The sequence below is a fragment of the Rhabdobacter roseus genome, from assembly GCF_014202275.1.
Taxonomy (GTDB): domain Bacteria; phylum Bacteroidota; class Bacteroidia; order Cytophagales; family Spirosomataceae; genus Rhabdobacter; species Rhabdobacter roseus.
The window spans coordinates 615,852-642,389 of record NZ_JACHGF010000002.1; the positions used below are offsets into that span (position 1 = coordinate 615,852).

Below are 26,538 nucleotides of genomic sequence, written 5' to 3' on the forward strand. Positions count from 1 at the left end.
TTACACTGAATATGATCGTAATCAGGCACTTACCTTGGCAATATCATGAATCAATCATTGGATAGTGGGTAGCTTGCCCTCTCATCCTAAACAACAACCGACATGAGCACCTGGATACTCCCATTCAGTCAGATCAATAACGCAATGATCGCCCAAGTAGGCGGCAAAAATGCCTCCCTAGGTGAAATGTTTAACGGGCTACGACCCTTTGGCGTTCGCATTCCGGACGGTTTTGCCCTCACTACGGAAGCCTACAAGCACTTTATTTATGAGAATGAACTTCACGAACCGATTTTGGCTTTGCTCGACCAACTGGATACCCAAACCTTCTCGAACCTGGCTTTGATCGGAGAGCAGATCCGTCAGTTGATTCACCAAGGTACTTTTCCGCCCTCTATTTCCGAAGCGATCGGCCGGGCGTTTGAAGATCTTAAGCAGCGCTATCCGGCAGCCATCCAGGTAGCCGTACGCAGTAGCGCCACCGCCGAAGACCTGGTCACGGCTAGTTTTGCGGGACAGCACGAATCCTTTCTCAATGTGCAGACCACCGAGCAGCTACTAGAAGCCTGCCAGGGCTGCTACGCTTCGCTCTACACCGACCGGGCCATCAAGTACCGGCACGACAACGGGTTTGAGCACTTGAAAGTGGCCCTTTCGGTAGGGGTTCAAAAAATGGTACGCTCCGACGGTGCCTCGTCCGGGGTTTGCTTTACGGTCGATCCCGACACCAGTCACCAAAATCTGATGCTGGTGACGGGCAGCTGGGGATTGGGCGAAAACGTTGTATTGGGTAACGTCAATCCCGATGAATTTTACGTTTTTAAACCTTCTCTGGACAAACGCTCCAATGCGGTAATTAACCAAAAACGGGGCGAAAAATCGATTACTATGGTGTATGCTGACGTTCCGGAAGACGGCAAACTCACGGTGAACATCAGCACCACGCCCGAAAAAAGAAATGCCTGGGTACTTTCGAATGCAGAAGTAAACCTTCTGGCCCGGTGGTCGCTGCGCATTGAGCAGCATTACGGCAAACCCATGGATATTGAATGGGCTAAGGACAGCCTCGACGGGCAACTTTACATTGTTCAGGCAAGGCCCGTAACCACCCTGGGGCAAGAGGCGCTACATATTACTGAGTACCACCTGCAAGCCACGGGCAAGGTACTGGCCCAGGGCAAGGGCATTGGTCAGCGCATCGTCACGGGGACGGCCCGGGTCGTGGCTTCGCCCAAAGATGTTCCAGACGACATTGGGCTGACGGATATACTGGTAACAGACATCACCACGCCCGACTGGGACCCGATCCTTAAAAAAGTAGCCGCTATCATCACCAACCGAGGTGGCCGCACCAGCCACGCGGCCATTGTAGCCCGGGAGGTAGGTGCGCTGGCCGTAGTAGGTACCAACAACGGTACCAGCCAAATCCCCAACGGGGCTACCATTACCGTTTCTTGTATCGATGCGCAGTCCGGAATGGTGTACGAGGGGCTCCTGCCCTTTACGAAGGAGGAAATTAGCCTGACTGACCTTCCCAAACCGCTGACCGAATGCCATCTTATTCTGGGCGATCCATCGCAGGCGCTCAGGATGTCGCAACTGCCCAGCACTGGGGTTGGACTCATGCGGCTGGAATTTATTATTACCAACGCCATTGGCATACATCCGATGGCTCTGGTGCAGTACGACCAGCTTACGGATGAAGCCGTGAAGGAAGAGATCAGTCACCTAACGCAGCAGTACCCCGATAAAAAGGAGTTTTTTGTGGATCAGCTAGCCCAGGCGGTAGCCTTGGTGGCAGCCAGTTTTTACCCTCGTCCGGTCATTGTCAGGATGAGCGATTTCAAAACCAACGAGTACGCAAACTTACTGGGGGGACGACCTTTCGAACCCGCCGAAGAAAACCCCATGCTGGGCTGGCGCGGTGCCAGCCGCTACTATGATCCCAGGTACCGTGAAGGCTTTCGTTTGGAATGCGAAGCCATGCGGCGCGTCCGCGACCAGATGGGCTTCACCAATGTAAAACTGATGATTCCCTTTTGCCGCACAATAGATGAAGGACATAAGGTACTTGAGGTGATGAAAGATTTTGGGCTTACACAACACCAAAACGGGCTAGAAGTGTACGTCATGGCCGAAATCCCCAGCAACATCATTCAGGCCGAGGCTTTCGCCGACCTTTTCGATGGTTTCTCCATTGGATCAAATGACCTCACTCAACTGGCACTGGGCGTCGACCGTGATTCCTCCACGGTGCAGGGCCTCTTTGACGAAAATGACCCAACCGTCCGGGAGTTGATTGCCCTGCTCCTCCGAAAGGCGCGCCTGGCCAACCGCCCCGTGGGTATCTGCGGCCAGGGGCCCAGCGACAACCCGGCCTTTGCGCGTTTTCTCGCAGAAGAGGGCATTCACAGCATTTCCCTCACGCCCGACGCCTTCCTGCGTGGGCTAACGACCATCGCTGAGGCCGAAGCCGCGGTCACGCTGCACGGCGTGTAGTGCTTCAAAAAAAGTCAGTAATGCCTCAAAGGGGTAGTCTTAATGGGCTATCCCTTTTTTTTAGGATCTTTTAGGTACTCTTTTAGAACTATAATTTCAAAAATCACCCCAAGTATCCCTACAAAAAAGCTCCCCTCTACCCCGGGGGCCAGGATAAAGAGGAGCGACAATTTATTTTGATAAATCGCCTGGGTACTTCCAAGTACCTACTGAATCAGGTACTCATTTCCCTGGTTGATCAACGCTTCGTGGACCTGGGGGTCGGGCGCGTAGAGTGCCAGCAACGGCACGCGGGGCTTGTAGGCGAGCTGGCGCGTCAGGCTTCGGTTCCAGAGGGCATCCAGCAGGGACTTCCGTCTCGGAACCGTCACTAGCAAATCCACGGCGTGGGTAGACAGGTAGCTTTCAATGCCGTGCTCCACCTTTTCGTCCAAGATAAAATGAGGCTCTACCTCCACCGTGGCCAGGGCCCGCCGGAGTTGTTGGCTGTACCACTCAAAGTCTTGCCCCAGGAGCACGGGCGTATGGTTATCCACGATGGTCAGAGCCGTGAGCCGGGCCTTTTTTCGGTCAATGAGCTCCTGAAGCGGCTGTAGTTTTTCCAGCTGCGTAAAGCTGCCGTAATCCAGCGCCAGCGTAACATCCCGCACCGGACGGCCCGTGGCACTTGAAGGCACTACCAGCACGTGCGCTTTGGCGTGGCGAATAAGCCCGGTGGCTACACTACCCAGCACTGGCAAAAAACCGGCGCCCGTGGCCCCCACCACCACGTAGTCGTAGGCCCGGTGGGTCAGGGCCCGCGTAACGGCCTCCACCGGATCACCCGGAGCCGTGAGGGTACGGTACGTGTGGTAGGCCGGCGTAGGCTGGTCGGTGAGCTCACTAAGTACCTTTTGCAGGTTTTCTTGCGCGGCCAGCACGCTTTCCTCCTGGAGCGGGGCCGTTTCGTACATGACATCCGGCAGCAGCGGATAGGCATGTAACAGGTCAAATTCGGCCGCCGTGTCGTAAAACAACACCTGGGCAAAACGAATGGCTCTTTTAGAGGCTTCCGAAAAGTCGGTCAGCAACAGTATCTTTTTCATAGCAAAGTAGGCTGTTTGGTAAGTAAAGTAACAGGTACTATTTCCCGGCTTGGAAAGCCATGGCGAGCTCCTTGCCCTTGCTGTTTTGCTCATGCAGCGTCCAGTGGCGGGTGTATTCGGTATCGTCCCAGGTGTAGCCCATTTTCCGAAGTACCTCTACCCGCAGTCCGAAGGTCTCCTGAAAGAGCCGTTCAAAATCACGGACCGACATGGCCGGGTCCACCGTCAAACGAGCCGAACGGTCGGTTGGGTCTTGCCACGCGCCCAGGGGTACCTGGCTTTGGGTATCGTCAACGAGCCCTGCCAACGGCGTAAAAAACTGTAACTTAAGGAAGGGGAAATGCCGTTCCCACCGTTGGCTCGCTTGTTGGGTGCTGTGTGCTGAGGTAAGTTCGAAGGGTTTCATAGGCAGCGAAATAAAGAAGTTGGTGCACTGACCATCAATCGACCCGAATTTCTTTCTCGGCCCAATAGTGACACTTGCCGTCCCACCAATTTAAGATGACGCTCCAAAGGCCCCGGCTCAGCGGCTGGGTCGACACGACCTGCCGGGGTTTTTGATCGGGCTTTACGGTGAGGCGCAGCTGCTCTCCGGGCCCCGATTGTTTTTGAAAAATCAGCTCGGCTTTCCTGAACGAATCGGGCAGGACAAAGGCCAATTGCTTACGTGTTGGTTCAAAGGTCATGGGTACTTCGGTTTAGGAGTGGCACTGAATGTACCACAAAGAAAGGCTCCTTATTCCCGCTTTTTCATGAGGCAAATTTCCTAAGTACCTGATTCTTGTCAGTTTGTACCAATACTACTAGTGGAGAATAAAATCAAAAACGCCCATAATTGAAAAACGGTCAACCGCCGCCAACACCCAACCGGCCGCTTCAGCCCAGTTGTCGTCCTGACGCCTTCAATAAGGGTACTTACTGGGGTGGTTTCGAAAAATAAAAAAACCGTTTTGTCTAATTTGAGGGTACTTTGCGGGTGTATCAAGGTACTTTGTCTAAAAAACACCACTACATGGGAGCTGTCATCATGGGCTTGCTGTACATCGGCGCGGGAATCAATCACTTCGTCAATCCCCGGTTTTACCTCAAAATCATGCCGCCCTACCTGCCTGCTCACGCGCTGCTGGTGAGCCTAAGCGGGGTGGCGGAGGTACTTTTGGGCGCGGCGCTGCTGGTACCTGCTACCCGTAGCTGGGCCGCTTGGGGTATTATTGTGCTCCTGATTGCGGTCTTCCCGGCCAACCTTTACATGGCTTACGGCGCGCCTTTTCAATCCATTTCGCCCTGGATACGCTGGGGCCGCCTACCGCTCCAGCTCGTGCTGATCGGCTGGGCCTACTACTACACCCGGCCGTAGGTACCTGGTCACCGAGGGCGCCGGGCTTAGGGCAAAGGGGACTTAGGCGTTCATGACATTATGGATCCAAAAAGCCCCGTAGACGAAGACAAAATGCCCCAGAAAAATGGTAAGCAGGTAGGGCCGTAACGCGAGCTGAGGAGGCCGGGGATGCAGCCGAAAGAGGCCGTACCACACACCGATGGCCAGTACCCCGCTCGCCAGCCCAAACCAAAAAGCAGTGCCGTAGCCCGAGTCTCCCACGCCCCACGCCCAAAGTACCCGGTACGCCAGCACGAAAAGTACCCCCACGGCGTAGTGCGCCACCGTGCCCACGCCAATCGCCAGCGGACGGTCCGAGAGCCCTCCGTCGGGGGTAGTTTGAAAGGTCAACATGGTACCTAGTACCTTCACCACTTTCAGTACGTAGGGTGTCAGAAACCCCAGTAGGTACATAAACAGCGTCATCAGAAAAGTACCGGCCAGGCCAGCGGTGACGATCACCAGCCAGTCGGAGGGAGTGAGGTGAACGGCCAGGGAGTAAGAGAGCATGGAGTGTGGGTTAAATGGGTTTAAGGGGTACTTTGGCCAAGTACCTTTTTGCCAAGTGGAAAAAACGCGTACCAAGGGCCGGTGGCAGGCAGGTACTTGGCGCAACGGCAGCCTGGCAAATGGTCCCTGTGCCAAGGTACTTTCGTCTCTTTTTGGTACCTTTGTGGCCTTAAAGGCTAACTCCCTTTCCCATGAAACAAACGCTTCAGCTCACGCTGCCGCCCGAAATAGCGCTGGACGAACCCGCTTTTCGGCAACACATCTTGGCGGACCTCCGCCTGCCCCCGGAAGCCACGGTCCGGAAATTGCGCCAGTCCATCGACGCCCGCAGCCGCCAGATCAAAGTAAACGTCCAGGCCGAGGTATTTGTCGGCGAAGTACCCCCACCCGTGATCCAGTACCAGCGTCAGTACCCCGACGTCTCGCACCGCCCGCAGGCCATCATTGTGGGCTGCGGCCCGGCAGGTATGTTTGCGGCGGTGCGGCTCATTGAGCTGGGCGTGAAGCCCATCCTGATCGAGCGGGGCAAGGACGTGCGCAGCCGCAGGCGCGACCTGGCGGCCATTAATAAAGATCACGTCGTACATCCCGACTCCAACTACTGCTTCGGCGAAGGCGGCGCGGGTACCTACTCCGACGGCAAGCTCTATACGCGCTCCAGCAAGCGGGGGGATATTCGACGGATTTTGGAAATCTTTGTGGCCCACGGAGCCAGCGAGCAGATCCTGGTCGACGCCCACCCGCACATCGGCACCAACAAACTACCCCAGATCGTGGCCGCCATGCGGCAGAGTATCCTGGACGCGGGCGGGGAAATTCACTTCGAAACCCGCGTGTCGGATTTTATTATTCAGGATAATGAAATAAAGGGCGTCGTAACGGCCGACGGCCGGGAATTCACCGGCGAGGGCGTTATTCTGGCTACTGGCCATTCGGCCCGCGATATTTTTGAGCTACTCCAACAAAAAGGGGTACTTATCGAGCCCAAAGCCTTCGCCATGGGCGTAAGGATCGAACACCCGCAGGCCGTCATCGACCGGGCCCAGTACCACTGCCGCACCGACCGCGGCCCCTACCTACCCGCGGCTTCGTACAGCCTCGTTACCCAGACCCACCACCAAGGTACCCAGCGGGGCGTGTTTTCGTTTTGTATGTGTCCGGGGGGCTTCATTGTACCGGCGGCCACGGCCCCCGGCGAGCTGGTGGTCAACGGCATGTCGCCTTCGCGCCGCGACTCGCGCTTTGCTAACTCGGGTCTGGTGGTGGCCATCACCGACGAAGACCTGAAGCCGTACCGGGCGTTTGGGGTACTGGCGGGGTTGCAGCTCCAGAAAGAGGTGGAGCAGCGCGCTTGCCAACTGGCCGGAGGCGGACAAACGGCACCCGCTCAGCGCGTGGCCGATTTTGTGCATAAAAAAATCTCCCCCCAGCTCCCCGAAACGTCTTACCAGCCCGGCCTGCTGTCGGCGGATATGTACGAGGTACTTCCCGGCCACCTGGCCTACCCGCTCCGCGACGGGCTGCGCGACTTTGGCCGAAAAATCAACGGGTACCTTTCCAACGACGCCCAGCTGATCGGGATCGAAAGCCGCACATCGTCGCCGGTGCGCATCCCGCGCGACCGCGAAAGCTGCGAGCACCCAGTGCTGAAGCGGCTCTTTCCCTGCGGCGAAGGTGCGGGCTACGCCGGAGGGATTATGTCGGCAGCTATGGACGGGGAGCGCTGCGCCGAGCAGCTTGTGAAGCACTGTGTCCAAAAAGCATTTTGATTGTCGGCAAAAAACTAGTAAAATTGGTGATTCAGCCAGTTTGCTTTTTTCAACCTATTTAAAATGTCCAGCCCATCTGACTATACCTTTGATGAATTTACCAAAAACCTGGCGCTTAAACTAAAAAATCCTTTGCCGGGCAATGCCGCACACGCCCGCATGATCTCGCAATCGAGGTTGCGGCTAGCCATGAAGCCCAACGAACGTACCCGCAAAAGCGCCGTACTCATTCTTTTTTATCCCTACCAGGGAGAAGTATACCTGCCACTGATCCTGCGCCCGGCCTACGACGGCGTACATTCCGGGCAAATGGCTTTTCCGGGTGGCCGCTACGAGCGCACAGACGAGAGCCTGATCCGGACAGCCCTGCGGGAAGCGCAGGAAGAAATTGGCATCCGGCTCACGGACGTGAAGGTACTGGGGCAGTTGACCGAGCTCTTTATTCCACCCAGCAATTTTTACGTGTTGCCCGTGGTCGCCACCATGCCTTACCGACCCGATTTTTATCCCGATCCGCGCGAGGTAGAGCAGGTACTGGAAGTAAAGTTTCGGGAAATGAGCGACAAATCCATCATCGGCGAAAGTGAAATTCAGGTGAGAGGGGTGCCCATCCAGGCCCCGCACTACCTGGTTCAGAGCTATAAAGTGTGGGGGGCTACCGCCATGATGATCAGTGAGCTTATCGACGTCATCGAATCCTGATCCGGGGGTAGGAATTTTCTAAAAATAGGCCAATAAAAAGCAAATTTGCCCGGCCTGGGACGTAACTTTTCTTGAAATTTTAGTATTTTTACTGAATGCTTAACCCTCAGTCTTTGTATAGTTAGTATGGATGAAAACGGCACTACGCCAAATATAGAAGATAGTGAATTGCACGATAAAGTACCCGTCTCGGGGCTTTACGAAAGTTGGTTTCTGGATTACGCTTCTTACGTTATTTTAGAGCGGGCCGTTCCGGCCATTGAGGATGGGCTCAAGCCCGTGCAGCGGCGCATCATGCACGCCCTCAACGAAATGGACGACGGTCGTTTCAACAAAGTGGCCAACGTGATCGGGTCCACGATGCAGTATCACCCCCACGGCGACGCCTCCATCAACGATGCCATCGTGAACCTGGGGCAAAAGGAACTGCTGATGGACACCCAGGGCAACTGGGGCGACATCCGCACCGGCGACAGCGCCGCCGCTCCCCGCTACATCGAAGTCCGGCTGTCCCGGTTTTCGCGGGAAGTCGTTTTTAACCCCGACACCACTACCTGGCAGCTGTCCTACGACGGACGTAAGCGGGAGCCCGTTACGCTGCCGGTGAAGTTTCCGCTGCTGTTGGCGCTGGGTGTGGAAGGGATTGCCGTGGGGCTTTCGACCAAAATTTTGCCCCACAATTTCTGCGAGCTGATGGAAGCGTCCATCGACATCCTGAAAGGCAAACCCGTCACCATCTACCCCGATTTCCAGACGGGCGGGTACATCGACGTGTCCAACTACAACGACGGGCACCGCGGCGGCAAGGTACGGATCCGGGCGCGCATCGAGGAGGAGGACAAAAAGATGCTGGTGATCCGGGATATCCCCTACGGCACCACCACCACCTCGCTGATCGACTCCATCATTAAGGCCAACGACAGCGGTAAAATCAAGATCAAACGCGTAGTAGACAACACCGCCGCCGAGGTCGAGATCCAGATCCACCTGGCGCCGGGCGTTTCACCGGATATTACGATGGATGCCCTCTACGCTTTCACCGAATGCGAGGCCTCCATTTCGCCCAATGCCTGTATCATCATTGAGGATAAACCCCACTTCGTGGGCGTGACGGAGATCCTGCGGTACAATACGCAGCAAACCGTGCAGCTGCTCCAGCGCGAGCTGGAAATCAAGCGGCTGGCGCTCCTGGAAAAAATCCTGCACGGCTCGCTGGAAAAAATATTCATCGAAAACCGGATCTACCGCGACATTGAAGAATGTGAAACCTTCGAGGCCGTCATCAAGACGATTGACAAAGGCCTGGAACCCTTCAAGCCGCAGTTTTACCGGGAAATTACGGAGGAAGATATCCTCACCCTGACCGAAATCCGGATCAAACGTATTTCGAAGTACGATGGCTTCAAAGCCGAAGAATTAATGCGGAAGTGGGAAGCCGAGCTGGCCGAAACCGAGGAAAACCTGGCCCATATTACCCGCTTTGCGATCGACTACTTTAAAGATCTGCTCAAAAAGTATGGCAAAGGGCGCGAGCGCCGCACCGTCATCCGGGCCTTCAACCAGATCTCGGCCAACGTGGTGGCAGCCAACAACCAGAAACTCTACGTAAACCGGGCCGATGGGTTCATCGGCTACGGGCTCAAAAAGGACGAGTACGTGATGGACTGCTCCGACATCGACGACATCATCGTCTTCCGGCGGGACGGCAAGTGCCTGGTTACGAAGGTGCAGGAGAAGATCTTTGTGGGAAAAGACATCATTCACTGCGCGGTATTCCTTAAAAATGACGAGCGCCAGGTGTACAACCTGGTGTACCTTGACGGCAAGTCGGGCGTTTCGTACGTGAAGCGCTTTCAGGTGACGGCCGTCACGCGCGACCGTGAGTATGACCTTACGCAAGGTACCCCGCGCTCCAAAATTACCTACTTTACGGCCAACGACAACGGCGAGGCCGAGGTAATAACAGTAAACCTGACGGCCCAAAGCAGTGCGAAGGTGAAACAGTTTGACTTCAACTTCGCCGATCTGCTGATCAAGAACCGCAGCGCGATGGGAAATATCCTGACCAAGTACCCCGTCCGGAAAATTACCCTCAAACAAGCCGGTGTATCTACCCTGGGAGGCGTGGACATGTGGTACAACCCGACCATCGGTCGCCTCAACCGCGACGAGCGGGGTACCTACCTGGGCAACTTCGAGGCCAAGGATCTCATTCTGGTGATTTACAAGGATGGTAGCTACGAGCTGACAAATTTCGACCTCACCAATCATTACGAGCCCAACGAAATAGTGCTGCTGCGGAAATTTGTTCCCGAGCGGGTCATTACGGCGGTGTATTATGACGGTGGTCAGAAGCTCCATTACATCAAGCGCTTCACCATTGAGACGTCTACCGTTGACAAGAAATTCGTATTTATCAGCGACGCCAAAGGCAGCAAACTACTCCTGGCCAGTACCGACCGACACCCCCGCCTGGAAGTGAAAGTACAAAAAAGTGCCAAAGATCCGGTGGCCAGCGAGCAGTACCTGGTGGAGGAAATCGTGGAGGTACGGGGCTGGCGGGCCATGGGCAACAAGTTGGCCGGAGAAAAGATTAAGGAAGTGCAGTGGCTGGAGCCTTTGCCGGAAGAAAAAGCCCCGGAAGTAGTAGCCCCGCCAGAAGAACCTGAACACGAAGCTGAGCCGCTCGAAGACGACGCCCCGGCTTCGTCTCCCCGGGCCATGAGCCTGGACGTAGAAGGCGCTGAAACAAAAAAAAGCCAGTTAGGATTGTTTGAATGAGATGCGTTTGTCGTTGTTTACATCAAGAAACCGTCATGGGGAGGCCATCTGGTTGGATCGGGCTTCCCCCATTTCCTTTTTGCGTGTGAAACTAATGATAAAACTCCTTTTTATTCTTTCCTTTTCCAGCGTCGTTTTTGTGCTGCTGTGCAACTATTGGATCGTGTACAGTACCCGCTCTCGCAGCTATTTTTCCGTTGATAAACTCCCTTCTAACGACGTGGCTCTGGTACTTGGCACCAGCCGTGGCAGCGAAGGCGGCAAGGTAAACCTGTACTTTAAGTACCGCATGGAAGCCACCGCTCTGCTTTTTAAAGAAGGTAAAATCAAGTACATTATTCTGAGCGGCAACAACGATTCGGAGTATTATAACGAGCCGCTGGACATGCAAAAGGCCCTGCTCGACCTGGGTATTCCCGAAGAAGTCATGACCCTGGACTACGCCGGTTTCCGTACCTTCGACTCCGTGATCCGTTGCAAGCAGGTTTTTAACCAGGAGAGCTTCACCATCATTTCCCAGAATTTTCACAACGCCCGGGCGCTCTACATTGCGCACCACGAAGGCATCAACGCCATCGCCTTTGCGGCGCAGGACGTCCCGAAGGGGTACTCGTTCCGTACGCTCATTCGGGAGTACCTGGCCCGGCCCAAGGCGGTGCTGGACGTCCACTTCATGCGCCCGGAGGCCGATCTGGAAACCAATCGGGAAATAAAAAGAAAAAAGAAGCCTTAACGGCAGCGGCTACTCCACGTACCGAACGGCGCTGCGGGGGTACGTCAGCAGGAGCTCCTCCCCTACGTTGAGCTTGGATTTAGCCGCATAAAAAGTCATCGCTTCCTGCCTGCCATTGTAGCACAGGTACTCCCAAAAACTACCCCGAAACCGCACCGCCGCCAAGGTACCCCGCCACGTTGCACGCGCGCTGTTTTTGGTTACCTTCACCCACTCGGGCCGCACAAAGTACTTCCCCGATTCTGGCCTTTCGGCGGGCAGCCAGTTGACTACGCCCGTTAGCTCGGCTACGTAGGCATTGGCGGGGTGGTCGTAGATTTCCTCCGGGGTACCTACCTGTACCAGCTGCCCGGCCCGGAGCACCGCCACGCGGTCGCACCAGGCCAGGGCGTCAGCGGCCTCGTGCGTCACAAAAACACAAGACAAGTGGTGGCGGCGACGAATACTCTGGATCGCCTCCAGAATAGCCTGCCGATTGCGGCTATCGAGGTGCGCAAAGGGTTCATCCAGCAGCAGTACCTCGGGGAGCTCGGCCAGGGAGCGCGCAATGGCCGTCCGTTGCTTCTCTCCGCCGGAAAGCAGTTTGGCTTTTTGATCCCGAACGGGACCAAGCTGGGTGAGTTCAAGCAGGTCCTCCACGCGCTCGTCGCGGAAGTCAGGCTCGTAAAAACGCAGCGCGTAGGCGATGTTCTCCCGGACGGTCTGGTTGGGAAAAAGTTCAAACTCCTGGTGAATGTGTTTGATGCCCGCGTGGCCCGCAATGAGTTGGGTACTGACGTCCGGCAGGCGGTCCCGCCCCAGGTACACCTCGCCCTCGTCGGCGTCGAGGAGCCGCGCCATGATTCGGAGCAGGGTACTTTTACCCGAGCCGCTTTCGCCCAAAATCCCCAGCCATTCGTTTTTTTTCAGGTCCAGCGAAATGCCGGACAACACCGTTTTGTCGTCGAAGCGCTTGGTGATCGCTCGTGCGCGTAGTACTGCCATGCCCCAAAGGTAAAGCCACGCGCGCTGCCGACCAAGTACCTACCTACTCTACCTTTCCTACCACCACGCTCGCCAGCCACTTGACGTGCCGCGCACCCGAGACCTTGTCGTTGGCGACCAGCAGCAGAAACGGCCCCGTACCGGCCAGGGGTTTCCCGTTTTCCTCTACCACTACCCACACGTGGTCGCCGGTGGGGTTGTTGTAGAGGTCCAGGTAGGAAAAAAGCGCCGTGTAGTCGTCGGTAGCCTTGGCGGCCACGTAGAGTTTCCCACGCTCTTTGGGGCTGGCAAAGGGTACTTCGGCCTGGTCGAGCAGGGTCCGCAACAAAACGCCCCGGGGCTTCACGAGCGTATGCCTCACCTCGCCCGACATCGTCACCACCTGGAAGTCTGGCAGGGTTTGCAGAGTACCCATTTTCAGGATGTCGCTCACAGTAAAGGTTTGGGAAGTTTTTACTAGTCCCGTTATTTGAAGGGATTGGGCATTTACTTTGATGAGGATGAGCCAAAGTACCCCTAGCGTAAAGCATGTTTTCATCGATAAGCGTTATTTTTTTCAAAATATAACGCTTATTTACTTTAAGTACCCTGCTCTACTATTATTTTTGAAATCTTGGCCGACTCGTGCGCCAGAAACTCCTGAAAGCGGTGCCTCAGCTCGGTGTAATAGGCTATGTACCCTTGAGCGGCGGGTGTAATCTTCGCGCCACCGCCCTTTTCGCCCCCCGTTTGGGTCAGAACGAAGGGGGTACCGGCCTGGGCGTTCATGGACTGGACCATCTCCCAGGCTTTTTTGTACGACATCCCCATTTGGTTGGCGGCTTTATTAATCGACCCCGACTGCTCGATCCGTTGCAGGAGCTCGACCCGCCCCGGCCCAAGAAACCGCCCTGCCTCTGTTTCGAGCCACAGGCTCCCTTTTACTTCCAAAGCTTCCATTCTTTTAAATAAAATGCGTTCATATAGTGGGCTAAGTTACCCAGAAGTTTCGTCAGTTCATTTTCGTCAAAGTACCTTGCAAACAAACGAGGCGGCTTCGCAGTTTGGGTAGTGAGCCATCCGGGCCTGGTTGGTACATCCGGCAGCCGTGGCACGTGCTCGTATCTATTCATTCCGATTTTTTAAAGTCTTTTATGGTTCTGGACGAAACCCGTCAGCAAACCTGGACCAACTGGTCGGGTAGTATACGCTTTACGCCTCAACGCATTGAGGTACCTCACGACGAAGAAGCCCTGAGTAGACTCATGAAGCTGGCGGCGGCCGAAAACCGCGTGATCCGGGCGGTGGGCTCCAGCCATTCGTGCTCGCCCATTTTCCAAACCAGCGACGTGCTGCTCTCGATGGAAAACTTTAAGGGCCTGCACGCCTACGACCCGCAAAAAGGCACCGCCACCGTAGGCGCGGGCATGACCGTGGAGGAGGTAGGCAAGGCGCTGCAAAAAGTGGGACTGGGCATGGAAAACACGGGGCACATCGACCAGCAAGCCTTAGCGGGGGCCATCAGCACGGGTACCCACGGGGCCGGCAAAAAACTACCGAACCTATCGGGGCAGGTAGTGGGCGTGCGCCTGCTCAACGCCCAGGGCGAGGCCGAGGAGTACACATTGGAAAAAGACCCCGCCATGATGCGGGCGCTGCGGGTGAGCCTGGGTAGTTTGGGTATCTTTACCCAAATCACGCTCAAGGTACTTCCGGCGTACCAGCTACACCGCCAGCAGTACTGCGCCAGCGTAGACGACTGCCTTGAGCACCTCGAGTGGCTCATGGAGTACAACCGCAACTTTTGTTTTTACTGGTACCCCCGCCGCGACGACGTCAGCCTGCGGCTCTGGAATTTGCCGGGGGAAGGTACCCAAAAACTACCCTTCCCGGCCACGCTTTATAAAGAAGAAACCGGCTGGGGCAAGGACGTACTACCCAGCGTGCAGGAGTTGCGCTTCAACGAGCTCGAGTACTCCGTCGACGCCAGCGTGGCCGTGGCCTGCTTCCAGGAGATCAGGCGGCGGATTCTGGAAAAACACCGATCTAAGGTAGCCTGGCGGGTACTTTTCCGGCCCGTGGCCGCCGACGACGTGTACCTCAGCAACGCCTACGGGCGCAGTACGGTGGCCATCACGATTCACCAAAACGCCACGCTGCCCTACGAGGAGTACTTCTACGACATCGAGCCCCTGTTTCAGGCTTACGACGGCCGCCCGCACTGGGCCAAAAAGCACAGCATGACCGCCAGCGGGCTCAAGCACCGCTATCCTGAGTGGGCGCGTTTTCAGGAAACGCGCAATCGCCTGGACCCGCAAGGGCTTTTCCTGAATAAGTACCTTCAAAACGTACTCATCGAGCCCTGAGGCACGTGGCAATTTTTAAAGTACCCTACGACCAACCTTTTTTATGACAACCGGAAGTACTCACTGGGCCCTGGCGGGCGGCCACATTCCCGCCGAAAGCAACGGCCCCGAGCCTGCCCGCACCAGCCGCGACGTACTGCACCTACTCAATACCGGCGATACCGAGGCCTCGGTGGAGCTGCTGATTTACTACGCCGACCGCGAGCCCATGGGGCCGTATCGCTTCAAAGTACCGGCCAGGCGCGTCAAGGTAGTTCGCTTCAACGACCTCATCGACCCCGAGGCCATTCCGCTCGCCACCGACTACGCCTGTACCCTCACCGCCAACCTGCCACTGGTAGTGCAATACACCCGGCTCGACACCAGCCACAACCCCCAGGCCACTGAAAGTACCCTGGCGGCCTACCCTATTGGCGGCTGAGGTATCTTTTTTTTGTGTGAATATTTTGCAAAAAAGGTACTTTCGCGCATGAACTTGTCCCAAACGCTGACCGTCCTGTCGTCCATGATTACGCCCGTGGTGCTAATCATGGCCAGTGGCTCGCTGATCATGACTACCTCGCAGCGCCTGGGGCGGGTCATCGAGCGCAGCCGTAAGCTCACCGACAAGCTCAAGGAACTCGTGAAAGATAACGTAGCGCCGGAGGTACTTGAAAAGGAAGGTACCATTCTGTTTGAGCAGCTCACCAAGTCGACGCAGCGGGCGCGGCTGCTGCAACAGGCCATGGCCACGCTCTACCTTACCTTGAGCATGTTCGTGGCCACCAGCATCACCATTGGCATTGTTGATATTGTCAACTCCAACTACACCTGGCTCCCCATTCTGCTCAGCACCATCGGAGCCGGGATGCTTTTTCACGCCAGTTTGCTACTCATCCGGGAGTCGCGCGTGGCGGTGTCGGCCGTCAACGAAGAGATGGACTACGCCCTGCTTTACTTTCAGCGCAACCTGCCCACGCTACCCAAGGGCCATAAAATGAAATGGTGGCGCAAAATCCTGACCCTCCAGCGTGCCCGTACCAACAAGGTACCTACTTCCTAAGGGTACTTTGTCGGTAGATTTCAGGTACCCCAGAAAAAAAATCATTTACCCGCCAAGGAAGCTAAACGGCTTTAACCCACAACGCTAAGTACCCTTTAGGTACCTTAAAAAGCTCCGTTGCAGTCATGAATTTTCGGGCCCTTCCAACGCTTTGCCCGGAAAGAGGGTCATTGTATCAGCGAGCGCGCCTGGAGGTACCTACTCTTGTGGCAAATCCTCAATGTGGGGAAAACACGGACAACCTGCATGCAGGCCAGCTAGGGAGGTCAAGTACCCGTCATTTTCATTTTTATTCATAGACTTACCAATGGACAATACGCATTTTAATCAGGATAAAACTATTTTTTTTCAAAAAAAACACCGTTCCTGCTTTTTGAGATTTGAAAAAAGTACCCCTTAGGCATAACTTTTATACTCAGTGAGTGCTATGCACTCCGGCCCTTTACTAAAAATAGTCTTTTTGCGGCTATTCCCCCATCCCTCCTATGACCGAAGCCTCTACACGTAGTAAAGAAGCTTAACCTACATCAGAAACGAACCTTACACTACTGGGTAGCGAGCTACCTGGCTGGCTGGCTGTTTTCTTATCAGTAACGCCCTGAGGGCATTAGGATACACTAAAAAAGAGCAATTAACATTTACGATCTATTATCTATGAAAAGTATCTCAGTCGTAATTCCCAACTACAACGGAAGGCATTTATTTGAAAAGTATTTTGAGCATAACTACCAAATATTCAAGTCATTACCTACCAACGTCCAGATCATCGTGGTTGATGACGCCTCCAAGGACGAGTCGGTAGCCTATCTAAAGGAAACCTACGGCGATAAAATTACCCTGATCGAAAAACCGATGAATTCGGGGTTTTCGGAAACCTGTAACATCGGCATTGAGCGGGCCACCAACGACCTCATTTTTTTACTCAATACGGACGTCAGTCTGGAGCCGGACTACTTCGAAAAACTCTACCGGTACTTTGAGTACGACGATACCTTTGGCGTGATGGGCCGCATCATTGGCATGGACGACGATAACATCCAGGAAGCCGCGCGCTCGCCCAAAATCCTGGGCCGTAAAATCAAATCCTGCGACTTTTTTCGCCTCAACGACAAAGAAACTTTCACGCCTACGTTCTATTTGTCGGGCGCGATTGCCCTCATGGACACCCGCAAGCTGAAAGCCATCAACGGCTTCAACGAAATGTTCAATCCGTACTACGGCGAAGACCAGGAGCTGTCGATCCGGGCATGGCGGCTGGGCTGGAAATGCTACTACGAGCATTCGGCCATTTGCCGGCACGAGGTATCAGCCAGCACCAAAGGCCACAACACCAAGCGCGCCATCAAGCAGATCCACTTCCGAAACCGCTACTACGTACACTACCTGCACCTCTACGGCATGGACCTCCAGCTGTGGCATCTACAGGTCCTTTTTTGTGATGTGCTGCTGGGCTTGTTGATGCTGCAAACCTACAAGGCCGAAGCCTACCTGGACGTGCTACGAAACCGGCGCGAGCTTAGCCAGAAGAAAAGCGCTTTTCATTTCCAGATGAAAAAGTACCGTTCCAACCTGGGCATTATTGAAGTGATCAATACCATTCGTCTCATGCTTAAGTACAAGGAGGTCGTAAAACTGTAAGGCTGGCCGGGTGGCTTCTTCTGCGCCTACCGTTTATCATTATTTTGGTCCGGAAGAAGCCACTATTCAACAGGCATTAGCCAAAATCCGTATCTTTGCGGCTTTACTTAGCTCGATGAAAACATACTTCCGCTTACTCTCTTTTGCCAAGCCCATTGAGAAGTTTGCCATACCGTATCTTATTTTTACCCTATTTGGTGTAATTTTTAGTACCCTCAACCTGGCCCTGGTTGCGCCCTTGCTGATGACGCTCTTTAACAGCAGCGCCGCCGAGGCCGAAATCCTGGCGGAGCCGGATAGCTGGCGCGACGTGCTCGGGTACCTCAACTACTACGCCCAGCAAGCCAGTATTATCTATGGCCCCTATGGTGCCCTGAAAATCGTGTGCGCGGTGGTGGTTATTTCGGTGTTGTTGGGCAATCTATTCAAGTACCTCTCCCAGCGGGTCATGGAAAACCTCCGGATCCACACGCTGCTCAATCTGCGCCGTCAGGTATTCAACAACGTCATGAACCTGCACGTGGGGTACTTCAGCAACCAGCGCAAGGGCGATATTATTTCCAAGATAGCCTCGGATGTGCAGGTGGTGCAGTTTTCGGTGACGGGTACTTTGCAGGTGGTTTTTAAGGAGCCGCTGCAGCTAATGGCGTACGTATTTATGCTGTTTGCTACCTCGTACAAGCTCACCCTTTTTGCCATTCTGGTCCTCCCGATTTCGGCCTTTGTCATTTCTAAAATCGTTAGCCGCCTGAAAGAACAGGCCACCCAGGCGCAGGAATCTTTCGGCGTGATGATCAGCTACCTGGATGAGGCGCTCTCGGGCATCCGGATCATCAAAGCCTTCAACGCTACCGAGTCCATCAAAGATAAATTTGACGCCGAAAACCTTAAGTACTCGGAGCTGGGGCGGAAGATGGCCCGGCGGCAACAGCTTACTTCGCCGGTTTCGGAGTTTCTGGGCGTAACGATGGTGACGATCATTGTCCTGTACGGCGGCTCGCTGATCATCGACAACCAGTCAGACCTCAGCGCGGCCGATTTCATTGCCTACATTGCCATTTTTTCCCAGGTGATTCGGCCCGCCAAAGCCCTCACCGACTCCTTCAGTACCGTCCACGCGGGCATTGCCGCCGGGGAGCGGGTACTTGACCTTATCGACGAGCAACCCCGCATTACCGACGCGCCCAACGCCAAGGTACTTAGCGACTTCCGCGAGGCCATCCGGCTAGAGCATGTTTCGTTTTCCTATCCGGGCCGGGCCGTTCTTAAAGATATTAATCTAGAAATACCCAAGGGCAAAACGGTGGCGCTGGTAGGGCCTTCGGGCGGCGGCAAATCCACGCTAATGGACCTTATCCCGCGCTTCATCGAGGCGGAAGAAGGCCAGGTACTGATTGATGAAACGGATATTCGCCAGCTCAGGATGGAGTCCCTCTGGGACCTGGTCGGGGTGGTGAATCAGGAGTCGATGCTTTTCAACGATACCATTTTTAACAACATCGCCTTTGGTGCTCCGGAGGCTACCCAGAAAGAGGTAGAAACCGCCGCCCGCATTGCCAACGCGCACGAGTTTATTTTGCAAACCGAGCGTGGCTACCAGACCAACGTCGGCGACCGGGGCGTGAAGCTCTCCGGCGGGCAGAAACAGCGGATCAGTATTGCCCGGGCCGTACTGAAAAACCCACCCATCATGCTGCTGGACGAAGCAACCTCGGCTCTGGATACTGAATCCGAAAAGCTGGTGCAGGAAGCCCTGAACAACCTGATGAAAAACCGTACTTCGCTGGTGATTGCGCATCGGCTGAGCACCATTCAAAACGCCGACCTCATCGTGGTGCTGGATGATGGCCGGATCGTGGAGCAAGGTACCCATACCGAGCTCTTGGCCCGGCAGGGACTCTACAAAAGGCTCGTGGATATGCAACAGTTTGCGGAAGTATAGCACGAGTCTTAAGATTTGTAGTGATTTAAGCAATGCCTAAACAAAGATTTCTGAGGTAATATTCTTGGCAAATTTTGGCCATAGGTAACGTAAATTCAATATATTTGACAATGGGTAAAGAGAGAGTTTGGGAGCAGGATTTTATAATTGATAGATTGACAAACTCAATCATCAATACTATATCTGGAGATACTTTCCCTACCGAAGTGAGTCACCTATCCAAAAATGATTTAAAGAGTATAAGCAAAAAAAAAGGTTGGAATTTTAATTGGAGATCAGAGTTCGATGATCTAACAAAAGAAGTCTATAAACTGACTATCGTTAATAATCCGAACATCATTCAAGGGCTGCTAAGCATTACCGTTGAGGCGGATCACCTATTTATGAATTTGCTAGAAAGTGCTCCCTTCAACATTGGGAAAGACAAACTTTATGAAGGCGTTGCAGGGAACCTAGTTGCGTATGCTTGTAAAGTATCTTTTCAAAAAGGTTTTGAGGGTTACCTAGCGTTTACGGCTAAAGTACAGCTGATCGAACATTACGAAACGACCCTTGGCGCGTATCATTTCCGAAATCAAAGAATGATTATTGAAACCGAACCTGCTAAATTTTTAGTAGAAAAATATTTTAAAACCTAAGGCTATGGGATTAATAAGAGAACCCAAAGGTGTCGATTTCATTATACAAAGTCCACCTTTGACCGATGATGAAAAAAAAGAAATAAGTGCGTTTATAAAAAAACGCAAAGAAGAAAAAGAGGCTTCGGTTCTTAAAAAAAGGAACACGAAGTTAAAAGCTTAACGGGATGCTCTACAAACGCTCGTCAGTACCTTCCATTTGCACAACGGAATAATCATGAATGTGTCCCCCTTGATTTCCGTGGCGCTATGTACCTACAACGGAGCAAAATTCCTTAACGAGCAGCTGGATTCCCTGGTCGGCCAGACGTACCCCAACCTGGAAATTGTGGCGGTAGACGACGGCTCATCGGATGGTACTTTGGCCATTCTGAACCAATACGCCGCCAGGTACCCATTCCTGCGGGTACATCAAAACGAAACGAACCTGGGTTTTAACCTGAATTTTGAGAAAGCGCTCAGACTCTGTACCGGTGACTACCTGGCCATCAGCGACCAGGACGATGTCTGGGACCCTGAGAAGCTGCGGCTGCAGTTTGAGGCTCTGGGTACCCACCAGCTCATCTACCACGACTCGGCGTTTGTGGACGAAAGCGGCGCGAGCATTAGCTACCGCGTGTCGGACAAAATGGCTTTTTACCGAGGCGACCGGCCAGAAGTATTTCTGTACCTCAACTGCGTTTCGGGCCACAGCGTATTGCTGCGAAAATCGGTGCTGGACCACGCCCTACCGCTACCGGCGGCTTTTCCGAAAGGCTACTACTACGACCAGTGGATCACGTACATCGCTACCGGCTTGGGTACTATCACCTACCTACCCCAATGCCTGGTCAAGTACCGGCTTCACCACCAAAACACCACCGACATGCTGGCCCAAAAACAGCAAAAGCGCCCATTGGAACAGAAAATCAACGCGCTGAAGGAGGAAAGCGAGTGGCTCCGCCTGTGCGCGGGCAAAGCCCCGGCCAGCGCCGCGCCTCTAGTGGAGAAGCTCTACCGGCAAAGTCTGAAACGAAACGCGAGCTGGGGGTACTTTCCCTACGGCCTGACAATCTGGAAACACCGGCGAACGTTACTTTTTTTGCTAAAAAAGAAAGCTATAAGCAAGTTTTTCTTCACGCTACGCAAGGTGTGGGGTATCCCGGCCAAGCGCCTTTTGTAATGTACCTTTCTGCGTGATGTATGCAAAATTTACCCTTGATGTCTACTGAAACTACCCCTGCCCTGCCCCTGGTGTCCATTGCGCTCTGCGTGTACAACGGCGAAAAGTACCTGCGGGCGCAACTCGATACGCTGGTACACCAAACCTACCCCCACCTGGAGATTGTGGCCGTGGATGATTGCAGCCGTGACGCGTCGGTAGCGATCCTGAAAGAGTACCAGGAAAAGTACCCCTTTCTGCGCATTAGTGCGAACGAAAAAAACCTGGGCTACACCAAAAACTTTGAAAAAGCACTGACGCTCTGCCGGGGCGAACTGCTGGCCCTGGCCGACCAGGACGACGTCTGGGAGCTGGACAAAATCCGGCTTCAGGTACAAGCGCTGGACTCTAACCTACTGATCTACCACGACTCGGCTTTCCTGAACGAAGCGGGCAAGCCCGTGCATAAGAAAATGTCGGACATCATTCGGTTGTACCGCGGCAACGAACCCGAGACCTTTCTGCTCTTCAACTGCGTCTCGGGCCACAGCTGCCTGTTCCGGCGCGCGCTCCTGCCGTACATCCTGCCGTTTCCGGTTGAGTTTCCCCACGATCAGTGGATTGCCTACGTCGCTACCAACCTCGGTACCATCGACTTTCTGCCCCAGTGCCTGGTGGGCTACCGCCAGCACAACGCCAACTCCACGGACATCCTGAACCGACGCAGAAAAATTGACAAAAAATACCACGAAAACCGCGACCTGGCCAAGCTCAGGCGCGACCTCAAATGGATCAAACAATGCGCCACGTTCCGGGCCAATAAGAACCAGGCCTTTCTGGACGAATTTGTCTGGCTCTTTGAAGAGCGCCTTGCTTCGTTTTTCTCCTTCCGCTACGCGCGTTTGATTCAAGCGCATTACGAAAAGCTGTATTTCATTCCGTATAAACGCAATACAACCAAGGGGGGCTTTGTGCGTCGGCAGGCGTGGGGGCTGCGGGCCAAGCTACTTTGGGAGCGCTACGTGGCGTCTTTGCCAAGCCTGTTTGACTAAGTACCAATACATTTTCAGGAAAAAACGCGGGCTCATCCGCTCAGAAGGCAGGCTGTTGATGAGCATCCGCTGCACCTCTCCGAACAAGTACCCCCCGTCGAGCATTTCTTCGATCTTGTTTTTAAAGGCCCTTTTTTCGATGAAGTACCTTTCCCGCTCCGGAATCTCGGAGGTCGTGGCGGGCAGGTACTTGCTCCATTTCTTATGTAGTTTCAAGATCTCGTCCTGCCATTTTTTGTCAAAAGTACCCTCCGAAGCGTGCCGGATCAGGATGTCGTAGGTGACAACGATTCTGTATTTTGCCAGGATAAAAACCGACAGGCAGTAGTCGAGATCGTAGCCGTGAAAGTACCTCAGGAGCTGGGCGTCGAAGGGGTACTTGAGGGCCAGCTCCCGGCGGGTACAAAACCACAGCCCATCCACGCAGGGTACTTCACTCAGTACCTCCCGGTGCGGGTTGTGGTAGGCGTGCACATCCGGCAAGCGCTGGTGCTTGTAGCCCTGGATCACGTTTTGATAGGACCTATCGTCTGAGTGGAACTCCAGACAGTACCAGCCCATCGGGGCCAGGGCCTTGTACCCGCCACCGGCTACGCCCACCACACCTACCTGGCTATTTTGCGCAAAAATCTCAAGTACCTTCCTACCCCAGTTGGGCGTCCTGAACTCCAGGTCTTCGTGCATGAAGCAAAGTACCTCGTAGCGGGCTTGCCGGGCTCCCGCGTTGTAGATTTCACAAATTCCCTTTTCTCCGTTTGGGTTCGCGAACGCAATGACCTCGTAAGGTACCCCGATGGTTCTTTCTATATTCTCCTGGACCTGAGCCAGGTCGTCGGCGTTGGCCGAAGCGATAATGATGGATAGCATGGATGGGTTGGATCGTAATAGGTACAGAGGCTAATCTACCTGTGCATGTGCAGGTACTCTTTTAAAAACACTGTTCCAAAGTTACTGAATATATTCCCCCGAACATCAAAGCCATAGCTCGAAAAGAGGCCTGGGGGTACTTGTGGCGTGCATGAGGTACTTTCCGCACGGAGAACTCGGTTGGCCTGGCGTTTCCACCTGCGGGTCAACTTTCTAAGAAAATTATTAGAAAGAAGCAGGTAACTGTTGTAAAGTACCTCGTCAACTATCAATTTTGCATTCAGAATTAACCACCGGATTTTCACATGACAATCTGGTACTTTTAACGCTGTGCTATTTATCCCACCATTTTTCAAATAAGCATGTTTAAAAACTACCTCGGGCCTACTTTGTTGTTTGTGCTGCTATCGGGTACCTGCTACGGCCTTCTTCTCTTTTTGTTCCATTCGTACCCACCGGGTACTCTCCCTCGGAGCTTCCGGGTCTGGAGGGATTCAGGCCAGTCACTAGAAAAGCAGCTCTTCCCGCGCTTTGTCCCCGCTACTCATTTCTGGAAGTGTACCAGCTAGAGTTTTTCTACGGCTAGGCCTCGGAAACCCACTCGGACCAATAAACGAAATCCCTTTAAACGAATCATTTTTCAACTACAATAGTAACCCTCTATCATGAAAACAACTTTCCTCTTCTGTGCATTTTTTTTAATTGTGTTTGGTAGTTTTTGCCAGGCTCAAATCCCAAATTCGAACCCAGACAGCGCGCCGGGCCCTTTGTACGAACTCAAGAGGCCGGAAAATCTCTACGTGAAAGGACAGATTGAAGCCGAGCGAAACTACACCAAGTACAAAGGAGCAGGTACGGGTACCCTCCTTACCAGCCTGGTCTCGCCGCTGGTAGGGCTCATTCCCGCGATTGCCTGCTCGGCCACGCCTCCTAAACTCAGCAACCTGGGTTATCCGGATGAGGAGCTATTTAAGCAGCAAGAGTACTACCTGGGCTACACTGAGAAAGCCAAGCGCATCAAAAAACGGAAAGTATGGACCAATTGGGGCATTGGCTTAGGGGTGAATATTGTGGCCGTAGTACTATTGAATAGCGGTAGATAGTACATAAGGGTAAAGTACCCCTTTGCTCAGGCACCAGCCACCGCAAGGGTAGTTTTTGGCTGCCAGCGAATTGTTTAGAGTACATGGAGGAGAATACTTGGCTGATTTGGATCAGCCAAGTATTCTCCTTAACATTAGAATTCGGCCTATTTCAATGCTGGAAAGGTACTTGTCTACTTGCGAACCGGTAAAAGCGGCTGCTTCTGTGGCTTAGGAAATAGCGCCCTACTTACTTCTTTTTGGACTTCTTCTCTTTTCATTCCCCGAATTTCGGAGAATTTATTAAGTTAGGGACCTCATCCAAACGAGTATTCCTATCCTATGCGCCTCCTGTTCGTTTTTCTGTTCCTGGCTGCTTCATCGGGCTTCGCCCAGCCAACCCAACGATCGTCCGTCGAAACTACCCGGCGGGCCATTCGGCAGGATGTACCCATGACGAACTCCATCCGGAAAGCCCTGGCGGCCGGCACGCGTAATTTTTCGGGCAAGCCCGGGCCCAACTATTGGCAGCTCGAAACGGATTTCACGATCCAGGCCAGCCTGGACCCAAGTACCCAGACGATCACCGGCACCGAGAAAATCCGGGTGCATAACCATAGTCCGGACGACCTCAAAAGCCTGGTATTGCGCCTGGATCACAATGTGTTTCGGGCCGAGGTACCTCGTGGTGCCTCCACCCCGGCCGAAACGACCGAGGGTATGGTCGTAACTAGCATCAAGGTCGCCGGGCGCGCCATCAATCTAAAGTCGGCTCCGTCGGGCCGAAATGCCGCGCCTCCGCCCGGCGTTTATAACCTGGAGCAAACCGTGGCAACGATTCTGCTGCCCGACCCGATCAAGGCGGGCGGCCAGGCCGAAGTGGAAATTGCCTGGCGTACCAAACTACCCGGCGGGCCCAACGGCAGGGGCCACCGCATGACGCAACGCTTCGACAGCACCCTTTTTCAGCCCACGCAGTGGTTTCCCCGGCTGGCTAAGTACGACGACCTGCGCGGCTGGGAAACGAGCCCCTACTTGGGCCCGTCCGAGTTTTACAACAATTTTGGCCGCTACGACGTACGCCTCACGGTACCCGCCGGATGGATTGTAAGTGGGACGGGCGTGCTGCAAAACCCCGACGAGGTACTGACCGAAACTACCCGTAAACGTTTGGCCAGGGTACTTGATTCTAACGAAGAGATTACGATCGTGGCAGAAAAAGAACGAGGGCCCGGCCAAGGTACCGCCGCGGGTACCCAGCTCACCTGGCATTTCGTGGCCGACCGGGTCAATGATTTCGCCTGGGCTACTTCCAAAGACTTTGTTTGGAAAGCTACGCGCGCTACCATTCCCGGCCGGGGGCCTATCCCCATTCATATGGTTTATGTACCCGAAAGGGCAAAACTCTTTGAGCGAGCCGGACAAATTACCCGCCACGCGCTGGAATTTTATTCGGCCCTCTGGGCTCCCTATCCGTTCCCGCAGCTCACGCTACAGGACGGCCCCAGTGCGGGCATGGAGTATCCGATGGTGATCAACTCCAACCAGGGCGCGGCTGATCACGAGACGGCGCACCAGTGGTGGCCCATGATGGTTGGTACCAACGAAACGCGCTACGCCTGGATGGACGAAGGCTTGAACCAATACATGAATATCCTCTCGGAGGCGGATACAAAAGGGGTACCTTACAACCTGGACGGGCTGGGCCAAAGCTACGGCCGCATGAGTGGCGACGAAAACGAAGCCCCGCTCATGTGGAGCGCCAACGACGCGGGCAGCGGCTATCGGTACCAGACGTATGTCAAAACACCGCTGATGCTATCCATGCTGGGAGGCATCGTGGGCGATGAGGCCGTCATCAAAGCCATGAAGGACTATACGCAGGCCTGGAGCTTCAAGCATCCGTCGCCCTGGGACTATATTTTCTTCATGAACCATGCGTTGGGCCAGAACCTGGAGTGGTTTTGGTACTACTGGCTCTGGACCACGGAGTCGGTGAATGGCTCGATTCAAGCGGTAAAAACGGACCGGGGTACTACCACCGTCACGGTACATCAAGCGGGCGAAATGCCCTCGCCGGTGGTACTACAAGTGGAGTTTGAGCCGGAGGGACCGGCGATCAAAGCGCTACCCAACGCCCAAATGATCAATGCCACCACGGCCCTCGTGACCTGGCCGGTTTCCGTGTGGTTTGATGGCAGCCGCACCTTTGAAGCCTCCCTGAATTTTGGCAATCGCAAAATCAAAAAGATCACCTTCGACCCGCACCGTCGTTTTCCTGATTCTGATCCCAGCGACAACACCTGGCCGAGGTAAGGGGGGGTAGAACACAAAAAAAGGGTTAACTAAT

At 54.2% G+C, this 26,538-nt stretch carries 25 protein-coding genes; 17 read left to right on the plus strand and 8 right to left on the minus strand.

Features of this window, described 5'->3' with window-relative positions:
- Positions 1 to 102 precede the first annotated feature (102 nt).
- Positions 103 to 2,499 carry a phosphoenolpyruvate synthase gene (gene ppsA, locus HNQ92_RS07650; protein WP_184172806.1) on the plus strand — a complete coding sequence of 799 codons (2,397 nt, stop codon included), beginning with the start codon at positions 103 to 105 and terminating at the stop codon, positions 2,497 to 2,499.
- Between the two features lie 206 nt (positions 2,500 to 2,705).
- Here ppsA and HNQ92_RS07655 read toward each other — a convergent pair whose 3' ends face one another.
- From HNQ92_RS07655 to HNQ92_RS07665, 3 genes are read right to left on the minus strand one after another with little or no spacing between them, the layout of a single operon-like run.
- On the minus strand, positions 2,706 to 3,584 hold the full coding sequence (locus tag HNQ92_RS07655) for a universal stress protein (protein WP_184172808.1): 879 nt from the start codon (positions 3,582 to 3,584) through the stop codon (positions 2,706 to 2,708).
- Positions 3,585 to 3,621: 37 nt separating this feature from the next.
- Complete coding sequence (locus HNQ92_RS07660; protein ID WP_184172810.1) at positions 3,622 to 3,990, minus strand: hypothetical protein; 369 nt, start codon at positions 3,988 to 3,990, stop codon at positions 3,622 to 3,624.
- A 34-nt stretch (positions 3,991 to 4,024) separates the two neighbouring features.
- A complete protein-coding gene (locus HNQ92_RS07665) occupies positions 4,025 to 4,270 on the minus strand; it encodes a hypothetical protein (RefSeq protein ID WP_184172812.1) in 246 nt (81 codons plus the stop codon).
- A 326-nt stretch (positions 4,271 to 4,596) separates the two neighbouring features.
- Here HNQ92_RS07665 and HNQ92_RS07670 point away from each other — a divergent pair, with 326 nt between their 5' ends.
- Positions 4,597 to 4,941 (plus strand): DoxX family protein, encoded by a 345-nt coding sequence (locus HNQ92_RS07670; protein ID WP_184172814.1) that lies wholly within the window; start codon positions 4,597 to 4,599, stop codon positions 4,939 to 4,941.
- A 42-nt stretch (positions 4,942 to 4,983) separates the two neighbouring features.
- Here the strand turns inward: HNQ92_RS07670 and HNQ92_RS07675 are convergent, their stop codons facing one another.
- Positions 4,984 to 5,472, minus strand: coding sequence for a hypothetical protein (locus tag HNQ92_RS07675; protein WP_184172816.1), 489 nt, complete (start codon positions 5,470 to 5,472; stop codon positions 4,984 to 4,986).
- Between the two features lie 191 nt (positions 5,473 to 5,663).
- On the opposite strand from HNQ92_RS07675, the gene HNQ92_RS07680 reads away from it, so the two are divergent.
- The 4 genes from HNQ92_RS07680 to HNQ92_RS07695 all read left to right on the plus strand — a co-directional run bounded on the left by HNQ92_RS07680 (position 5,664) and on the right by HNQ92_RS07695 (position 11,457).
- Positions 5,664 to 7,241: an NAD(P)/FAD-dependent oxidoreductase gene (locus HNQ92_RS07680; RefSeq protein ID WP_184172818.1), complete on the plus strand. Its 1,578-nt coding sequence runs from the start codon at positions 5,664 to 5,666 to the stop codon at positions 7,239 to 7,241.
- A gap of 63 nt (positions 7,242 to 7,304) precedes the next feature.
- Complete coding sequence (locus tag HNQ92_RS07685; RefSeq protein ID WP_184172820.1) at positions 7,305 to 7,943, plus strand: NUDIX hydrolase; 639 nt, start codon at positions 7,305 to 7,307, stop codon at positions 7,941 to 7,943.
- Between the two features lie 126 nt (positions 7,944 to 8,069).
- Positions 8,070 to 10,724, plus strand: a complete 2,655-nt coding sequence (locus HNQ92_RS07690) for a DNA gyrase/topoisomerase IV subunit A (RefSeq protein WP_184172822.1) — start codon at positions 8,070 to 8,072, stop codon at positions 10,722 to 10,724.
- A 94-nt stretch (positions 10,725 to 10,818) separates the two neighbouring features.
- Complete coding sequence (locus HNQ92_RS07695; RefSeq protein WP_246439787.1) at positions 10,819 to 11,457, plus strand: SanA/YdcF family protein; 639 nt, start codon at positions 10,819 to 10,821, stop codon at positions 11,455 to 11,457.
- Positions 11,458 to 11,466: 9 nt separating this feature from the next.
- Here the strand turns inward: HNQ92_RS07695 and HNQ92_RS07700 are convergent, their stop codons facing one another.
- Genes HNQ92_RS07700 through HNQ92_RS07710 form a run of 3 tightly spaced genes read right to left on the minus strand, consistent with a single transcriptional unit; the run spans position 11,467 to position 13,380 of the window.
- Positions 11,467 to 12,441, minus strand: coding sequence for an ABC transporter ATP-binding protein (locus tag HNQ92_RS07700; RefSeq protein ID WP_184172824.1), 975 nt, complete (start codon positions 12,439 to 12,441; stop codon positions 11,467 to 11,469).
- Positions 12,442 to 12,484: 43 nt separating this feature from the next.
- Complete coding sequence (locus tag HNQ92_RS07705) at positions 12,485 to 12,979, minus strand: molybdopterin-dependent oxidoreductase (protein WP_184172826.1); 495 nt, start codon at positions 12,977 to 12,979, stop codon at positions 12,485 to 12,487.
- A gap of 41 nt (positions 12,980 to 13,020) precedes the next feature.
- Entirely contained in the window at positions 13,021 to 13,380 is a 360-nt protein-coding gene (locus tag HNQ92_RS07710; protein ID WP_184172828.1) for a winged helix-turn-helix domain-containing protein, read from the minus strand.
- A 194-nt stretch (positions 13,381 to 13,574) separates the two neighbouring features.
- Here HNQ92_RS07710 and HNQ92_RS07715 point away from each other — a divergent pair, with 194 nt between their 5' ends.
- The 9 genes from HNQ92_RS07715 to HNQ92_RS07755 all read left to right on the plus strand — a co-directional run bounded on the left by HNQ92_RS07715 (position 13,575) and on the right by HNQ92_RS07755 (position 22,239).
- A complete protein-coding gene (locus HNQ92_RS07715; RefSeq protein ID WP_184172830.1) occupies positions 13,575 to 14,786 on the plus strand; it encodes a D-arabinono-1,4-lactone oxidase in 1,212 nt (403 codons plus the stop codon).
- 43 nt (positions 14,787 to 14,829) lie between these two features.
- Entirely contained in the window at positions 14,830 to 15,207 is a 378-nt protein-coding gene (locus HNQ92_RS07720) for a sensory rhodopsin transducer (RefSeq protein WP_184172832.1), read from the plus strand.
- Between the two features lie 48 nt (positions 15,208 to 15,255).
- Complete coding sequence (locus HNQ92_RS07725; RefSeq protein ID WP_184172834.1) at positions 15,256 to 15,828, plus strand: DUF2721 domain-containing protein; 573 nt, start codon at positions 15,256 to 15,258, stop codon at positions 15,826 to 15,828.
- Between the two features lie 654 nt (positions 15,829 to 16,482).
- Complete coding sequence (locus HNQ92_RS07730; RefSeq protein ID WP_184172836.1) at positions 16,483 to 17,466, plus strand: glycosyltransferase family 2 protein; 984 nt, start codon at positions 16,483 to 16,485, stop codon at positions 17,464 to 17,466.
- A gap of 115 nt (positions 17,467 to 17,581) precedes the next feature.
- Positions 17,582 to 19,408, plus strand: a complete 1,827-nt coding sequence (locus HNQ92_RS07735; RefSeq protein WP_184172838.1) for an ABC transporter ATP-binding protein — start codon at positions 17,582 to 17,584, stop codon at positions 19,406 to 19,408.
- 110 nt (positions 19,409 to 19,518) lie between these two features.
- Complete coding sequence (locus tag HNQ92_RS07740; protein WP_184172840.1) at positions 19,519 to 20,046, plus strand: hypothetical protein; 528 nt, start codon at positions 19,519 to 19,521, stop codon at positions 20,044 to 20,046.
- A 4-nt stretch (positions 20,047 to 20,050) separates the two neighbouring features.
- Positions 20,051 to 20,209: a hypothetical protein gene (locus HNQ92_RS07745; protein ID WP_184172842.1), complete on the plus strand. Its 159-nt coding sequence runs from the start codon at positions 20,051 to 20,053 to the stop codon at positions 20,207 to 20,209.
- A gap of 54 nt (positions 20,210 to 20,263) precedes the next feature.
- A complete protein-coding gene (locus tag HNQ92_RS07750; protein ID WP_184172844.1) occupies positions 20,264 to 21,208 on the plus strand; it encodes a glycosyltransferase family 2 protein in 945 nt (314 codons plus the stop codon).
- Between the two features lie 20 nt (positions 21,209 to 21,228).
- Positions 21,229 to 22,239 (plus strand): glycosyltransferase family 2 protein, encoded by a 1,011-nt coding sequence (locus tag HNQ92_RS07755; protein WP_184172846.1) that lies wholly within the window; start codon positions 21,229 to 21,231, stop codon positions 22,237 to 22,239.
- Here HNQ92_RS07755 and HNQ92_RS07760 read toward each other — a convergent pair.
- Positions 22,192 to 23,106, minus strand: coding sequence for a glycosyltransferase (locus HNQ92_RS07760; protein ID WP_184172848.1), 915 nt, complete (start codon positions 23,104 to 23,106; stop codon positions 22,192 to 22,194). The two genes, HNQ92_RS07755 and HNQ92_RS07760, sit on opposite strands and share 48 nt — an antisense overlap.
- 665 nt (positions 23,107 to 23,771) lie before the next feature.
- On the opposite strand from HNQ92_RS07760, the gene HNQ92_RS07765 reads away from it, so the two are divergent.
- Both HNQ92_RS07765 and HNQ92_RS07770 read left to right on the plus strand, forming a co-directional pair.
- Entirely contained in the window at positions 23,772 to 24,209 is a 438-nt protein-coding gene (locus tag HNQ92_RS07765; protein ID WP_184172850.1) for a hypothetical protein, read from the plus strand.
- Positions 24,210 to 24,530: 321 nt separating this feature from the next.
- Positions 24,531 to 26,504 carry a M1 family metallopeptidase gene (locus HNQ92_RS07770; protein ID WP_184172852.1) on the plus strand — a complete coding sequence of 658 codons (1,974 nt, stop codon included), beginning with the start codon at positions 24,531 to 24,533 and terminating at the stop codon, positions 26,502 to 26,504.
- Positions 26,505 to 26,538: the final 34 nt, after the last annotated feature.

Bases quoted from the DNA above. Each gene is read 5' to 3' on its own strand.
- ppsA (WP_184172806.1), top strand. From the start codon at position 103: ATGAGCACCTGGATACTCCCATTCAGTCAGATCAATAACGCAATGATC.
- HNQ92_RS07655 (WP_184172808.1), bottom strand. From the start codon at position 3,584: ATGAAAAAGATACTGTTGCTGACCGACTTTTCGGAAGCCTCTAAAAGA.
- HNQ92_RS07660 (WP_184172810.1), bottom strand. From the start codon at position 3,990: ATGAAACCCTTCGAACTTACCTCAGCACACAGCACCCAACAAGCGAGC.
- HNQ92_RS07665 (WP_184172812.1), bottom strand. From the start codon at position 4,270: ATGACCTTTGAACCAACACGTAAGCAATTGGCCTTTGTCCTGCCCGAT.
- HNQ92_RS07670 (WP_184172814.1), top strand. From the start codon at position 4,597: ATGGGAGCTGTCATCATGGGCTTGCTGTACATCGGCGCGGGAATCAAT.
- HNQ92_RS07675 (WP_184172816.1), bottom strand. From the start codon at position 5,472: ATGCTCTCTTACTCCCTGGCCGTTCACCTCACTCCCTCCGACTGGCTG.
- HNQ92_RS07680 (WP_184172818.1), top strand. From the start codon at position 5,664: ATGAAACAAACGCTTCAGCTCACGCTGCCGCCCGAAATAGCGCTGGAC.
- HNQ92_RS07685 (WP_184172820.1), top strand. From the start codon at position 7,305: ATGTCCAGCCCATCTGACTATACCTTTGATGAATTTACCAAAAACCTG.
- HNQ92_RS07690 (WP_184172822.1), top strand. From the start codon at position 8,070: ATGGATGAAAACGGCACTACGCCAAATATAGAAGATAGTGAATTGCAC.
- HNQ92_RS07695 (WP_246439787.1), top strand. From the start codon at position 10,819: ATGATAAAACTCCTTTTTATTCTTTCCTTTTCCAGCGTCGTTTTTGTG.
- HNQ92_RS07700 (WP_184172824.1), bottom strand. From the start codon at position 12,441: ATGGCAGTACTACGCGCACGAGCGATCACCAAGCGCTTCGACGACAAA.
- HNQ92_RS07705 (WP_184172826.1), bottom strand. From the start codon at position 12,979: ATGAAAACATGCTTTACGCTAGGGGTACTTTGGCTCATCCTCATCAAA.
- HNQ92_RS07710 (WP_184172828.1), bottom strand. From the start codon at position 13,380: ATGGAAGCTTTGGAAGTAAAAGGGAGCCTGTGGCTCGAAACAGAGGCA.
- HNQ92_RS07715 (WP_184172830.1), top strand. From the start codon at position 13,575: ATGGTTCTGGACGAAACCCGTCAGCAAACCTGGACCAACTGGTCGGGT.
- HNQ92_RS07720 (WP_184172832.1), top strand. From the start codon at position 14,830: ATGACAACCGGAAGTACTCACTGGGCCCTGGCGGGCGGCCACATTCCC.
- HNQ92_RS07725 (WP_184172834.1), top strand. From the start codon at position 15,256: ATGAACTTGTCCCAAACGCTGACCGTCCTGTCGTCCATGATTACGCCC.
- HNQ92_RS07730 (WP_184172836.1), top strand. From the start codon at position 16,483: ATGAAAAGTATCTCAGTCGTAATTCCCAACTACAACGGAAGGCATTTA.
- HNQ92_RS07735 (WP_184172838.1), top strand. From the start codon at position 17,582: ATGAAAACATACTTCCGCTTACTCTCTTTTGCCAAGCCCATTGAGAAG.
- HNQ92_RS07740 (WP_184172840.1), top strand. From the start codon at position 19,519: ATGGGTAAAGAGAGAGTTTGGGAGCAGGATTTTATAATTGATAGATTG.
- HNQ92_RS07745 (WP_184172842.1), top strand. From the start codon at position 20,051: ATGGGATTAATAAGAGAACCCAAAGGTGTCGATTTCATTATACAAAGT.
- HNQ92_RS07750 (WP_184172844.1), top strand. From the start codon at position 20,264: ATGAATGTGTCCCCCTTGATTTCCGTGGCGCTATGTACCTACAACGGA.
- HNQ92_RS07755 (WP_184172846.1), top strand. From the start codon at position 21,229: ATGCAAAATTTACCCTTGATGTCTACTGAAACTACCCCTGCCCTGCCC.
- HNQ92_RS07760 (WP_184172848.1), bottom strand. From the start codon at position 23,106: ATGCTATCCATCATTATCGCTTCGGCCAACGCCGACGACCTGGCTCAG.
- HNQ92_RS07765 (WP_184172850.1), top strand. From the start codon at position 23,772: ATGAAAACAACTTTCCTCTTCTGTGCATTTTTTTTAATTGTGTTTGGT.
- HNQ92_RS07770 (WP_184172852.1), top strand. From the start codon at position 24,531: ATGCGCCTCCTGTTCGTTTTTCTGTTCCTGGCTGCTTCATCGGGCTTC.